At 71.7% G+C, this 14,020-nt stretch carries 12 protein-coding genes; all 12 read left to right on the forward strand.

Annotated elements, in window-relative coordinates:
* The 12 genes from OG906_RS27845 to OG906_RS27900 all read left to right on the forward strand — a co-directional run bounded on the left by OG906_RS27845 (position 1) and on the right by OG906_RS27900 (position 13,972).
* A complete protein-coding gene (locus tag OG906_RS27845) occupies positions 1-1,485 on the forward strand; it encodes an aldehyde dehydrogenase family protein (protein ID WP_329446684.1) in 1,485 nt (494 codons plus the stop codon).
* Between the two features lie 31 nt (positions 1,486-1,516).
* Complete coding sequence (locus OG906_RS27850) at positions 1,517-2,125, forward strand: NADPH-dependent F420 reductase (protein WP_329446686.1); 609 nt, start codon at positions 1,517-1,519, stop codon at positions 2,123-2,125.
* Positions 2,116-2,664, forward strand: a complete 549-nt coding sequence (locus OG906_RS27855) for a (2Fe-2S)-binding protein (RefSeq protein ID WP_329446687.1) — start codon at positions 2,116-2,118, stop codon at positions 2,662-2,664. Before OG906_RS27850 ends, OG906_RS27855 begins: the two co-directional genes overlap by 10 nt.
* Before the next feature lie 5 nt (positions 2,665-2,669).
* Positions 2,670-5,075 carry a xanthine dehydrogenase family protein molybdopterin-binding subunit gene (locus OG906_RS27860; RefSeq protein ID WP_329446689.1) on the forward strand — a complete coding sequence of 802 codons (2,406 nt, stop codon included), beginning with the start codon at positions 2,670-2,672 and terminating at the stop codon, positions 5,073-5,075.
* Positions 5,072-5,893 carry an FAD binding domain-containing protein gene (locus OG906_RS27865; RefSeq protein ID WP_329446691.1) on the forward strand — a complete coding sequence of 274 codons (822 nt, stop codon included), beginning with the start codon at positions 5,072-5,074 and terminating at the stop codon, positions 5,891-5,893. The genes OG906_RS27860 and OG906_RS27865 overlap by 4 nt, the downstream gene beginning before the upstream one ends.
* A 29-nt stretch (positions 5,894-5,922) precedes the next feature.
* On the forward strand, positions 5,923-7,179 hold the full coding sequence (locus OG906_RS27870; RefSeq protein ID WP_329446692.1) for an MFS transporter: 1,257 nt from the start codon (positions 5,923-5,925) through the stop codon (positions 7,177-7,179).
* Entirely contained in the window at positions 7,176-8,669 is a 1,494-nt protein-coding gene (locus tag OG906_RS27875) for an ATP-binding protein (RefSeq protein WP_329446694.1), read from the forward strand. Before OG906_RS27870 ends, OG906_RS27875 begins: the two co-directional genes overlap by 4 nt.
* Before the next feature lie 13 nt (positions 8,670-8,682).
* Positions 8,683-9,024, forward strand: a complete 342-nt coding sequence (locus tag OG906_RS27880; RefSeq protein WP_329446696.1) for a nuclear transport factor 2 family protein — start codon at positions 8,683-8,685, stop codon at positions 9,022-9,024.
* Between the two features lie 82 nt (positions 9,025-9,106).
* On the forward strand, positions 9,107-9,754 hold the full coding sequence (locus OG906_RS27885) for a TMEM175 family protein (protein ID WP_329446698.1): 648 nt from the start codon (positions 9,107-9,109) through the stop codon (positions 9,752-9,754).
* A 72-nt stretch (positions 9,755-9,826) separates the two neighbouring features.
* Positions 9,827-11,116 carry an IS701 family transposase gene (locus OG906_RS27890; protein WP_329446700.1) on the forward strand — a complete coding sequence of 430 codons (1,290 nt, stop codon included), beginning with the start codon at positions 9,827-9,829 and terminating at the stop codon, positions 11,114-11,116.
* Entirely contained in the window at positions 11,116-12,309 is a 1,194-nt protein-coding gene (locus OG906_RS27895; RefSeq protein WP_329446702.1) for an XdhC family protein, read from the forward strand. The genes OG906_RS27890 and OG906_RS27895 overlap by 1 nt, the downstream gene beginning before the upstream one ends.
* 220 nt (positions 12,310-12,529) lie before the next feature.
* Positions 12,530-13,972 (forward strand): GuaB1 family IMP dehydrogenase-related protein, encoded by a 1,443-nt coding sequence (locus OG906_RS27900; RefSeq protein WP_267797425.1) that lies wholly within the window; start codon positions 12,530-12,532, stop codon positions 13,970-13,972.
* The last annotated feature ends 48 nt before the right edge of the window (positions 13,973-14,020 follow it).

The raw sequence follows: 14,020 nt of genomic DNA on the forward strand, positions 1-14,020 counted from the left end.
ATGACCAAGCGCGAGCTGAGCGGCCGGCCCCTGGCCAACCCCGGGAAACTGTTCATCGGCGGTCAATGGGTCCCGGCCCGGGACGGCCGCACCGAACCGGACGTCAGCCCCGTCGACGGGCAGGAGATCGTGCCGGTGGCCCAGGCCGCCGCCGCGGACGCGGACGCGGCCGTGGCCGCCGCCCGCAAGGCGTACGAGGAAGGGCCCTGGAGCAGGCTCTCCGCCCAGGAGCGCGCGCTGCGACTGAACCGGGTCGGTGAACTCATCGAACGTGACCTGGAGGAGATCGCGCTGCTGGAGACGGTGGACATGGGGAAACCCTTCGCCTTCTCCAGCACCGTCGACGCCCCGATGGCCGCACAGCTCATGCACTACTACGCGGGCGCGGTCACCCGGGTGGACGGCTCCTCCCGGGCGCCGGCCGGCGGACAGCTCGCGTACACCCTGCGCGAACCACTGGGAGTGGTGTGCGCCATCACCCCCTTCAACTTCCCGCTGCTGCTCTCGATGACGAAGATCGCCCCGGCCCTCGCGGCCGGGAACACGGTCGTCCACAAGCCCTCCCCGGCCACCCCGCTCACCGCGCTGAAGATCGCGGAGCTGTTCCAGGAGGCGGAGATCCCGGACGGCGTGTTGAACGTCATCACCGGTCCGGGGGTGGAACTGGGGGAGACCCTCACCGACCACCCGGACATCGACAAGATCGCCTTCACCGGCTCGACCGTCGTCGGCCAGGCCATCATCCGCAAGTCGGCCGGCACCCTGAAGAAGGTGACGATGGAACTCGGCGGCAAGTCCGCCAACATCGTCTTCGCCGACGCCGACCTCGACGCCGCCGAGGAACTCGCCTTCTTCGGCATCTACTACAACAAGGGCGAAATCTGCACCGCCGGCTCCCGGCTCCTCCTGCACCGCCCCATCCACGACGAGATGGTCGAACGGCTGGTCCGCCGGGCCGCCGCCCTCAAGCCCGGAGACCCCCGCGACCCCGAGACGCTGTTCGGTCCGCTGGCCCACCGCGGCCAGTTCGACAAGGTCGGCTCGTACATCGAGATCGGTGAGAAGGAAGGCGCGATCCTGCGCACCGGCGGCACCGGCTGGACCCCCGAGGGCGCCTCCGGCCAGGGCCTCTACTTCCTGCCGACCGTCTTCACCGGCGTCGACAACGGCATGCGCATCGCCCAGGAGGAGATCTTCGGGCCGGTCCTGTCGATCATCCCCTTCGACACCGAGGAGGACGCCGTGCGCATCGCCAACGACAGCGCGTACGGACTCGCCGCCGGTGTCCACACCAAGGACCTGCGGCGCGCCCACCGGGTCGCCTCGCAGATCAAGGCCGGCACGGTCTGGGTGAATTGCTACAACCAGTACGACCCCTCCGTGCCGTACGGCGGCTACAAGGCCTCCGGATACGGCCGCGAGTGCGGACCCGAATCCCTGGAGAGCTACACCCAGACCAAGTCGGTCTGGATCGGCATGGACTGATCGACCCACCACCGTTCACGGAGGAGCGTCAATGAGGACAGGCGTCATCGGCACCGGGCGGATCGGTTCGACCCTGGCCCGGATCCTCGTGGCCGCGGGCCACGAGGTCCTGCTGGCCAACGCGCGCGGACCGCGCTCGCTCGACGCCCTGGTGGCCGAACTCGGCCCGACGGCCTCGGCCGCGCACCCCGCCGAGGTGGCCGCCCGGGCCGAGGTCACCGTGCTGATGGTCCCCTTCGACGCCGTCCGCGGGCTGCTGCCCCAGGACGCCGTCCGGGACACCCTGCTCGTGGACGCCACCAACGCCTTCGGCGGCCCGGGCACCCCCCGCGACCCGGCCGTCCGGGGATCCAGCGAACTCGTCGCCGCGTGGTATCCCGGCGCCCGGATCGTGAAATCCCTCAACACCATGCATTTCGAGACCCTCGCCGTCGCCGGCACTGCGGGAGGCGAGCGTCTGGCCCATTTCACCGCAGGCGACGACGACAAAGCGAAAGGAATCGTCGCGGGAATCATCACGGATCTCGGATTCGTGCCCGTGGACACCGGCCCGCTCCATTCCGGAGGAATTCTCCAACAACCCGGCGGGCCCCTCTTCGACAAGCCGCTCACGGAAGCGCAGGCGCTCGCATGGATCTGACACTGAATGTGAACGGAAGACCCAGGGAATTCACCGCCGAACCCAACGAACTCCTCGTGGAACGGCTCCGCGACGGCCTCGGACTGACCGGGACCAAGGTCGGCTGCGACACCGGACAGTGCGGCTCGTGCGTCGTGCGACTCGACGGCAGGTCCGCGAAGAGCTGCCTGGTCCTCACCGTCGCCGCTGCCGGCCGCGAGGTGACCACCATCGAGGGCGTCGCCACCCCGGGCGGCGAACTGACCGGCCTCCAGGAAGCCCTGCGGCAGGAGCACGGCACCCAGTGCGGCTTCTGCACGCCCGGCATGGTCATGGCCCTGGGCGAACTCGTGGAGAACACGGCGGACGGCGACGCCCCCACCGAACCCGAGATCCGCGAATGGCTCACCGGGAACCTGTGCCGCTGCACCGGCTACCACAGCGTCGTGCGCGGGGTGCAGCGCGCCTGCGCCGCCGCCCGGGCCGAGGCCCCCGGGACGGACGCCGTCGGCGACGCCATGGCCGACGCCGTGACCGCCGCGTCCGGACAGGAGGGTTGAGGGAGATGACCGCAGCGACGGGGGAGAGCGTCCTTCAGGGACAGGGAGTGCTGGGAAGACCGCTGGACAGCCGCGAGGACCCGCGCCTCCTGCGCGGCGAGGCGAAGTACGTGGCCGACATCGACCTGCCCGGCACGGCCCACATGGCCATCCTCGGCAGTCCGGTGGCCCACGCGCGGATCCTCTCGATCGACACCAAGGCCGCGGAGCAGCTCCCGGGCGTCCTGAAGGTGGCCACGGCCGCCGACTTCACCGACGTGATGCCGCTGCCCTGCATCTGGATACCCGGCGGGGTGGAGAGCCACTTCCCGCCCCACCCCTACGGACTTCCCGGCGCCCGCCCGGTACTGACCGGCGACGCCGTCCGGCACGTCGGCGACCCGATCGCCGCCGTCGTCGCCGAGACCCCGCGCCAGGCCGCCGCCGCACTGGCCGCGATCGAGGTGGAGTACGAGCCGCTGCCCGTGGTCACCCGGGCCGACGAGGCCCTCCGGGAGGGCGCGCCCCAACTGCACGAGGCCGTCCCCGGGAACCTGAACGCGTACTGGACCTGCGGCGACAAGGACCGCACCGACGCGGCCATCGCCGAGGCCGAGGTCACCGTCGAACTGGACCTGGTCAACCAGCGCACCATCAACAGCCCCATCGAGCCCCGCGGCGCGGTCGGCGACTACGACCCCGCCACCGGCGAGTACACCCTGTACGCCACGACCCAGGGCCCGCACAACCACCGCTTCCTGCTCTCCGCACTGGTCCTCGGCATCCCGTTCAACAAGCTCCGCGTCGTCGCCCCGACCGTCGGCGGCAGCTTCGGCACCAAGGGCTACCTGTACCCCGACATGCCGCTCGTCCTGCTGCTGTCCAAGGCGCTGGGCCGGCCCGTGAAGTGGGTGGACACCCGCACCGGGCTGATGAACTCCACCGTCCAGGGCCGCGACCACCGCCAGCACGTGACCCTCGCCGGCACCCGCGACGGCCGGATCACCGCCGTACGGGCCACCAGCCACGCCAACCTCGGCGCGTACCCCTCCACCATCGGCCCCGGCGTCGCCACCGCCCTGATGGGCCGCTCCATCAGCGGCATGTACGACATCGACGCGGCCTTCTGCGAGGTCTACGCGGCCTTCACCAACACCGTCCCGCTCGGCGCCCAACGCGGCAGCGGGCGCGCCGAGGCGGCCTTCCTGATGGAACGCCTCGTCGACCGGTACGCCTCCGAGATCGGCATGGACCCGGCGGCCGTCCGCCGCAAGAACCTGGTGCCGAAGGAGAAGTTCCCGTACGACAACGGGCTCGGCTGGACCTACGACTCCGGGGATTACCAGCTGAACTTCGACCGGGCCATCGAACTGTCGGGCTACGCCGACATGCCCGCCCGCAAGACCGAGGCCCGCGCCCGCGGCAAGCGCCTCGGCGTCGGCATCGCCTCGTACGTCGCGATCTGCGGGGTCGGGCCGTCCACCCGGATGTCCAAGGAGGGCATGCTCGGCGGCACCTGGGAGAGCGCGAACATCCGCGTCCACCCGACCGGCGAGGTCACCGTCACCGTCGGCTCCGCCTCCACCGGCCAGAGCCACGGCACCGTCTTCGCGCAGGTCGCCGCCGACGAACTCGGCATCGACCCGGACACCGTCCAGGTCTACGAGGGGGACACCCTCAAGGCGCCCTACGGGCAGGGAACCTACGGATCCCGCTCCTACAGCATGGCCGCGCCCGCCATCGCGCTCACCGCCCGGAAGATCAAGGGCAAGCTGGTCAAGGCCGGCGCGGTCTTCCTCGGGATCCCGGAGGAGAAGGTCGTCTACGCCGGCGGCAAGGTGTACGAAGAGGGCAACGAGGAGAACGCCAAGACCTTCGCCGAACTGGCGATGGCCATGTGGTACGGCTGGGGACTGCCCCCGGAGATCGAGCCGGCCCTCGACGAGACCACCCACTTCGACCCGCCGGACTTCAACTACCCCTTCGGCACGCACGTCGCCGTCGTCGAGATCGACGAACTGACCGGCGACACCGAGGTCGTGGCCTACACCGCCGTCGACGACGCCGGCAACATCGGGAACCCGAAGGTGGCGCTCGGCCAGATCGAGGGCAGCATCGTGCACGGCCTCGGCCAGGCCCTGATGGAACACGCCGAATACGACGAGAACGGCCTGCTCCTCAGCTCCGACCTGGGCCACTACGCCCTGCCGAGGGCCTTCGACGCGCCGTTCTTCGCCCTCGACAAGACCACCACCCCGTCCCCGCACAACCCGCTCGGCGCCAAGGGGGCCGGCGAGATCGCCACCGTCCCGCCCGCCGCGGCCGTGGTCAACGCCGTCGTCGACGCGCTGTCCGACCTGGGCGTGATCCACATCGACATGCCCGTCACCCCCGAGAAGGTCTGGCGCCGCCTGAGAGGGGAAGCCCAGTGATCCTCACCGAGTTCGACTACGTACGGCCCGTCGCGCTCGACGAGGCCCTGACCCTGCTCGCCGGCGCCCCGGGCGCCCGGGTCCTGGCCGGCGGCCAGAGCCTGCTTCCCGACCTGCGCTCCGGCGCCGACCGGGCCCGGCTGCTGGTCGACGTACGGCACCTGGAGGAACTCCGGGGCATCGCACGGACCGCCGACGGGCTGCGGATCGGGGCGCTGACCACGCTCGCCGAACTGGCCGCGCACCCACTGGTGTCGGCCGAGGCCCCCGAACTGGCGGCCGCCGCCCGCGCCAACGGCGACCCCCAGGTGCGCAACCTGGGAACCGCCGGCGGGAACCTGGCCGCCACCGGCCGCGCCACCGACCTGCCGGTCGCCGCCATCGCCGCGGGCGCCGTCGTCGAACTCGCCGGCCCCGGCGGCCGCTCCACCCTCCCCGCCGAGGAGGTCGCCGCCTCCGGGGTGCCCGGCGGCACGGTGATCACCGCGCTGCTGATCCCGCCCGGCGGGCGGGCCGCCGCCTTCGAGAAGGCCCCGGACCGCGCCACCCGCTACCCGCTGTGCGCCGCCGCCGTACGGATCACCCCGGACGGCCCGCGGATCGCGGTCACCGGGGCCACCGCCCGCGCCCTGCGCCTGCGCGGCGTCGAGGAACGGCTGCGCGGGGGCCCGTACACCGCGGACACCGTCCTCGCGGCCTTCCGCGCCGAACCCCGGGAGCTGTTCGTCCCGGGACGCGGCACCTCCGCCGAGTACCTCGGCCACCTCGCGGGAGTGCTCACCGCCCGCGCGCTGGCGAGGGCCCAGGCACTCGCCTGACCACCGCACACCACGGGGGAGTTGACGCAGTGGCCGAACCGACCGAGACGACCGCGGGGGACATCGTGCAGCCGACCGGCCCGCCCGCCCGAACGACCGCGGGCCCCGGCTTCCGCGTGGTGGGCGCGATCCTCGTCCTGCTGATGCTCTCCTCCTCCGTGCCCTCCGCCCTCTACGTGCTCTACCAGCAGCGGTGGGGCCTGTCCTCCGGCACCGTCACGGTGGTCTTCGCCCTGTACGCCGTCACCGTGCTCGGCGGACTCCTGCTGTTCGGGTCGCTGTCCGACACCCTCGGACGGCGCCCCGTGCTCGGCGCCGCACTGGTCCTGGCGATCGTCTCCATGGCCCTGTTCGCCGGCGCCCAGGGACCGGGGCTGCTGCTCGCCGCCCGCGCCGTGCAGGGCCTGGCCGTGGGCCTGGCCACCGGCGCCATGGGCGCCGCCCTGCTGGAACTCACCCCGCCCGCGCGGCCCGCGCTCGGCGCCCAGGTCAACAGCGCGGGACCGACCGTCGGCATCGGGCTCGGCGGGCTCGGGGCCGGGCTGCTCGTCCAGTACGCGCCCGCCCCGACCGTGCTCAGCTACCTCCTGCTGATCGGCGCGTTCGCCGTCACGCTGGCGGGCGTGGTCCGGATGCGTGAGAGCGCTCCCGGGGCCGGTGGGCCGTTCCGCGTGGTCCCGCACCGGATCCGGGTGCCGGCCGCCGCCCGCGGCCGGTTCGCCGTCCTCGTCCTGACCATCGTGGCCGTCTGGTCGGTCGGCGGTTTCTACCTCTCGCTCGGGCCGCACCTGGCCCTGTCCCTGCTCCACAGCACCAACCACCTCGTCGGCGGCGCCACCGTGGCCCTGCTCGCGGGCGCCGCCACCGGCGCCCAACTGCTCCTCGGCCGCACCGAGGCGCTGCGCACCGCCGTGCTGGGCCTGTGCGGGCTCCTCGCCGGGCTGGCCCTGGTCCTGTCGGCGCTGGGCCTCGGCTCGGCACCGCTCTTCCTCGTCGCCACGGCCGTCCTCGGCTGCGGCTGGGGCGCGGCCTTCCTCGGCTCCTTCCGGGCTCTGAGCGCCCTCGCCGACCCCGCCCACCGGGGCGAACTGACCGCCGCCGTCTACGTCTTCGCGTACCTCGCCATGAGCGTCCCGGCGGTCCTCGCCGGAATGCTGACCGACATCCACGGACTGCACCGCACCTCGGTCGGCTTCATGGTCGCCGTCGCCGGGGTGTGCGCGCCGGCCCTGATCGTCACCCTGCGGTTGTCCGCCCGCGTCAGGGCCGAGGGGAGCACACCGTGAACACCGGACCGCGGAACACCGCGGAACTGCGATCGGCCCTGCACGCACTGGAGATCTTCGAAGGACTCACCGGGGAGCAGCTCGACTGGCTGGTGTCGGTCTCCGAACCCAGGATCCTCGCCGACGGGCAGGTGCTCTTCCGCGACGGCGACGAGGCCACGTGCTTCCACGTCCTGCTCGCCGGCGGGCTCGTCGTGACCAAGGTGGTCGACGGACGGGAGGAGGTGCTGACCCGGCACTCCACCGAGGAGGAGAGCGCGGCCGCCGAGGAACACGACGGGAAGCCGACCGCCGCGCACCGGTTCACCGGGGAACTACCGCTGCTGACGGACGGCTCGTACGTGGCGACCGCCGCCGCGAGCGGGCCCGCGACCACCGTCGTCGGCTACCCGAAGGCGGTCTTCTTCGAGATGCTGACCCGCTGCCACGGGGTGGCCGCCGTCCTCATCCCCGTGCTGGCCTGGCGGATCAAGTCCTCCGAGGTGCAGGCCCGCAAACGGGCCACGGTGGAGGCGCTCGGCACCCTCGCCGCCGGACTCGCGCACGAACTGAACAACCCGGCCGCCGCCGTGGCCCGGGCCGCGCAGGAGCTGGCCCCCGCCCTGGAACGGCTGACCCTCACCGCCCACGCCTGGGGCGCCGCCGCCGACGGGGCCGAGCGCGCCGTCCTCGACCGGCTCGCCGAGGAACTGGACAAGCTGCCGCCACCGGAGACCAGCGACCCGCTGGCCCAGGCCGACGACGAGGAGGAGATCGCCGACCGGGCCGAGGACGCCGGCGCCGAACGGCCGGGTCTGCTCGGGTCGGGGGTCTCCGACCTCGGGGTGGGGTGGGCCTGGCTGTGGTCACGGCTGGAGGGGATCGGCGAGCCCGCCCTGCCCGCCGCCCTGGACCACCTGGCGGCGTTGCTGGAGATCCGGTCGCTGGCCGCCGAGCTGCGGGCGGCGGGCCCCAGGATCTCCCAACTCGTCTCGGCGACCCGCGATTACGCCAATCTCGACCGGGCCCCCGAGCAGCGCTTCGCGGTGACCGAGGGACTGGAGAACACGCTGGTCGTGCTGCGCGCCAAGCTCGCCGGCATCACCATCGTGCGCGCGTACGACGAGGACCTGCCCGAACTGACGGGCTACCCGGGAGAGTTGAACCAGGTGTGGACCAACCTGGTCGACAACGCCGCCGAGGCCATGGAAGGCGCCGGCACGCTCACGCTGCGCGCCTTCGCCGAGGGCGGCTGCATGGTCGTGGAGATCGTCGACACCGGCCGGGGCATCCCCGAGGACGTCCTGCCGCGGATCTTCGAACCCTTCTACACCACCAAGGACGTGGGCAAGGGCACCGGCCTGGGGCTGCACCTCGGGTACCGGATCGTGACCCAGCGCCACCACGGGTCGCTCACGGCCCGCTCCCGTGCCGGCGAGACCCGGATGGTCGTCCGACTGCCGCTCGCCACCCCGCCGGCGCCAACCGCCGAGCGGAACCACACCAGTTGAAACGGAGTCGAACATGCCCAAGTACGACATCGCCACACTGCACCCGGTCTTCGTCCGCCAGATGGAGGCGCTGGCCGCCCTGGACATCGAAGCGGTGATGAAGAACTACACCGACGACGCGGTCCTGTTGCGCTTCGAGGGGGCCTCGGTGGGCATCGAGGCCGTTCGGGAGACGTTCACCGGCTATCTCACCGTCAAGCCCACCCTGGTCGAGCTCCAGGAGTACATCGAGACCGAGGACACCATCTTCTATCGGGCGATCATGAACCTCGACGGCCAACCAGAGCACGCGTTCGGGACACTCGTGGTCCGTGATGGCCGGATCTGGCGCCAGACCGCCGGATTCGGCGGCTGAACCCGAATATCTGGGTAGCGTGTGCGGGAAGGGCGCGGCGGCGCCCTTCCCGCATGTTCGACCGAATGGCAAAGGGGAGGTCATGGAACGAGAAACCGCGCGGGTCGAGGCATTCAGTGACGGCGTATTCGCCATCGTCATCACGATTCTTGTTCTGGAACTAAAGGTTCCGGGGGAAACCGGAAGCGACTTCTGGCACGGTGTCGGGGAACAATGGCCGCACTACGCCGCATACGTGGTGAGTTTCCTGATCATCGGCGTCATGTGGGTCAACCACCACACGATCTTCAGTCACCTCAAGCGCGTCGACCGACCCTTGCTGTTCCTGAATCTCCTGGTGCTGATGGTGGTGTCGGTGATCCCCTACACCACCACCGTCCTCGCCGAACACCTCGTCGAGGAAGGCGGCTCGGCCAACGCCGCCGCCGTCCTCTACAGCTCCAACACCGTGCTCTACGCCTTGGCCTTCCTGGCCTTCTGGTGGTACGTCACACGGGTCGGCCACCTCTTCCACGAACGCGTGGACAAGGAGGGCGCGCGGGCGACCCGGATGCGGTTCGGCCTCGGCGCGATCGCGTATCCCCTCACGGTGCTCTTGTCGTTCTACTCCGCACCACTCACTCTTGTCGCACACTTCCTGATCGCGCTCTACTACGCGGCGAACCAGATCCCCATCCCGCTCGTGGTGGAGGAAGAGAGGCTCGAAACAGCCGGCGACCTCAGGAAGTAGCCGTCTCGGCCTACGGCCGTTCTTCGCGGTCAAGTAGGGTATTGGATCTAGCTGGTCGCGGGGGAGGCCCAGATGGCTCGCGTAGTCCTGCCGGAGGATTCCACGAAGGAAATCTCCGATGTGATCGACGTACTGATCTCGCTCTTCTTCGAGTCATTACCCCGGCGGGACCAGCGAAACTGGGCCCGCGTTTATCTGAATGGACTGGTGCGGACCACCGGGAAGAAAACAATCCGTAACATCGCCGGAACAGGGGCCAGTTCCGTCGAACAGAGCCTCCAGCAGTTCATCAGCAAATCGCCGTGGGACTGGACCCCCGTCAGACGGTCCCTCGCACAGCACCTCGAACGGACCGCCCAGCGCCCCCTGGCCTGGGTGGTCCAGCCCATGGTCATCGAGAAGGCCGGCGACGCCTCCGTGGGCGTCGGCCGGCAGTTCGTCCCCCAACTGGGCCGCACCGCCAACTGTCAGCAGGCCGGCGGGATCTGGCTCGCCTCCAGCGAAGCGAGCTTCCCGGTCGAATGGACCCTCACCCTCCCCGGGCCCTGGACCAGCGAACTGCTGCGCCGCACACGGGCCGGCATCCCGGACACCGCACGCTCCCTCACCCCCGCACAGGACGCCGTACACGCCGTCCAGCGCATGGCCGCCACCTGGCAACTCCAACGGCGCCCCGTGGTGATGGAGGTGTCCAACGCCGAACTGCCCTACTGCGTGGACTCCTTCGCCCTCCAGGACATCCCGTTCGTCATCAAGGTCGACGGGTCGCTGCCCGTCTCCTTCGGCGGCGCCGGCCGCCACAAGCCCGGACCGCACACCGCGCCCGCCCGCGAACTCATCGACTCGCTGCGCTCCCAGCGCCGCGTCGTGGAATGGACCCGACACGGCCGCACCGAGGGGGCGGTGACCCTGCTGACCTCCGCCGCCATCCTCGCCGGCGTCGGCGACGACCGGCCGCCGCCGGTCCCCCCGCCCCCGCTGCTGCTCGTCGGGGCCTGGACGGAAGCCGCCCTGCTGCCGTCCGAGTTCTGGATCACCAACATCGGGGACCGGCCCCTCGCCCAGCTCTTCCTGCTCGCCAAGCTCACCGACCGGGTCTCCCTGGACTTCGCCGAGACCTGCGAACCCGTCGGCATCCGCGACTTCGAGGGCCGCTCCTTCCGCGGCTGGCACCACCACGCCACCCTCGCGAGCGTGGCCCACGCCGCACACCTGCTCGGCTGCGCCACCGGCCGGCCCCCCGAACCCCACACCCCCCTGCCCTACCCGGGTCCCACGAGGACCCCCGGCCGGCCCCCCGCTGTCCTGCCGCCGCGCCCGCTCATCCCCGGGCAGGCCACCCGACGCGAGTACATCCGCTGATGCTCGACATCGCCGCGGAACTACGCGCGTGGTGTGCCGAACGGCGGGAGTTCGCCCTGGCCACCGTGGTCGCCGTCAGCGGGAGCGCACCGCGCGGACCGGGCGCCTCGCTGGCCGTGGACGCCGCCGGCACCGCCCTCGGCTCCCTCTCCGGCGGCTGCGTGGAATCCGCCGTGCACGAGCTGTGCCTCGACGCCGTCACCTCCGGCGAAGGCGGCACGCACCGCTTCGGCTACAGCGACGACGACGCCTTCGCCATCGGCCTGACCTGCGGCGGAGTCCTGGACGTACTGATCACCCCGGTACGCGGACACGACCCCGTGCGACCCGTCCTCCACACGGTGCTCGACGCCGCCGTCGGCGGGGCGCGAGCCGCGCTCGCCCGGGTGGTGTCCGGGCCGCCCGCACAGCTCGGTCGGGCCCTGGCCGTCCACGCCGACGGTGCGTACGAGGGCACCCTCGGCGGCGCCCCCGCCCTCGACGAGAGCGCCGCGCGGCGGGTCCGGGCCCTCCTGCTGGCCGGCCGGACCGGTACCGCCGAGCTGGGAACGGCCGGCGGGCTGTGCGGGGAGCCGCTGACCCTGCTCGTCGAGTCGGCCGCCGAACGCCCCCGGCTGATCGTCTACGGGGCCGTCGACTTCGCCGCCGCCCTGGCACGGATCGGGGCCTTCCTCGGGTACCGGGTCTCCGTCTGCGACGCCCGGCCCGTCTTCACCACCCCGGCCCGCTTCCCGGACGCCGACGAGGTGATCGTCGACTGGCCGCACCGGCACCTCGCCGCGGAATGGGAGGCCGGGCGCCTGGACGCCCGTACGGCGGTCTGCGTCCTGACTCACGACGCCAAGTTCGACGTCCCGCTGCTCGCCCTTGCCCTCGGGCTGCCCCTGGCCTACGTGGGGGCCATGGGTTCCCGGCGCACCCACACCGAGCGGGCCGGACGACTGCGGGAGGAGGGGGTGACGGAGGCCGCCCTGGCCCGATTGCGCTCACCGATCGGCCTCGACCTCGGCGGGGGCACGCCCGAGGAGACCGCCCTGGCCATCGCCGCCGAGTTCACGGCGGTCCGGCACGGCGGATCACTGTTCCCGCTCGCCGACCGCCGCGGGCCCGTCCACCGGCGCCCGGCCGACGGGGCGGGAACCGGCCGGCCCGCGACCCCCGCCGCGGCGGGGGCGATGGCCGTCGGACCGTAGGCCGCCCCCGACCGGACCCCCGATTCCCGCGCCCGACCGCACCGGCCCGCCCGGTTCGGGACCAACGTCCCGTAGGAAAGAACCACCCGGCCCGGCCTGTCCTGGACGATCGACCCGGGCGGCACGAACACCAGGACATGGGAGAATGAAGTACGTGCGTTTCCTCGGCTGCCCCGCCTGGGCATGACGGGCTCCTCCGAACGACTGGGATGTTCAGCACGTGCGTTTCCTCAATGACCTGAAGCCGCCGTACGACCTGACGTACGACGATGTGTTCATGGTGCCGAGCCGCTCCGCGGTCGGCTCCCGCCAGGCCGTGGACCTGTCCTCGCCCGACGGCACCGGCACCACCATTCCGCTCGTCGTGGCGAACATGACCGCCATCGCGGGGCGCCGGATGGCCGAGACCGTCGCCCGCCGCGGCGGCATCGTCGTCATCCCGCAGGACATCCCCATCGACGTCGTCACCGACGTCATCTCCTGGGTGAAGACCCGCCACCACGTGCTCGACACCCCGATCACCCTGGCGCCCACCCAGACGGTCGCCGACGCGCTGTCCCTGCTGCCCAAGCGGGCCCACGGCGCCGGCATCGTCGTCGACGCCGACAACCGCCCGATCGGCGTCGTCACCGACCACGACCTGACAGGCGTGGACCGCTTCACCCAGCTCTCCGAGGTCATGTCGAAGGAGCTGCTGCTCATCGACGCCGACATCGACCCCCGCGAGGCCTTCAACAAGCTCGACGCCGGCCACCGCAAGCTGGCCCCGGCCGTCGACAAGGACGGCAGGCTCGTCGGGATCCTGACCCGCAAGGGCGCCCTGCGCGCGACCCTGTACACCCCCGCCACCGACGCTCAGGGCAAGCTGCGCATCGCGGCCGCCGTCGGCATCAACGGCGACTTCGCGGCCAAGGCCAAGCAGCTCCTCGACGCGGGCGTCGACACGATCGTGATCGACACGGCCCACGGCCACCAGGAGTCGATGATCAACGCGATCAAGGCCGTCCGCGCGCTGGACCCGCAGGTCCCGATCGTGGCGGGCAACATCGTCGCCGCCGAGGGCGTCAAGGACCTCATCGAGGCCGGCGCCGACATCATCAAGGTCGGTGTGGGCCCCGGCGCCATGTGCACCACCCGCATGATGACCGGCGTGGGCCGCCCGCAGTTCTCCGCGGTGATGGAGTGCGCGGCCGAGGCCAAGAAGTACGGCAAGCACGTCTGGGCCGACGGCGGCGTCCGCCACCCGCGCGACGTGGCGATGGCACTGGCCGCCGGCGCCTCGAACGTCATGATCGGTTCCTGGTTCGCCGGGACGTACGAGTCCCCGGGCGACCTCCAGCAGTCCGCCGACGGTCGCTTCTACAAGGAGTCCTTCGGCATGGCCTCGGCCCGCGCGGTGCGCAACCGCACCTCCGAGGAGTCGGCCTACGACCGGGCCCGCAAGGCCCTCTTCGAAGAGGGCATCTCCACCTCCCGGATGTTCCTCGACCCGACCCGTCCGGGCGTCGAGGACCTGATCGACTCGATCATCGCGGGCGTGCGCTCCTCGTGCACCTACGCGGGCGCGGGCTCCCTCGCGGAGTTCGAGGAGAAGGCCGTGGTCGGCATCCAGTCCGCCGCCGGCTACGCCGAGGGCAAGCCGCTGCACGCCAGCTGGAGCTAGGCCCTGTCGTCCCCCGACTGACCGGCGCGTCCTTTCCGCGGCCCCGGG

It is taken from the genome of Streptomyces sp. NBC_01426, from assembly GCF_036231985.1.
Taxonomy (GTDB): Bacteria; Actinomycetota; Actinomycetes; order Streptomycetales; family Streptomycetaceae; genus Streptomyces.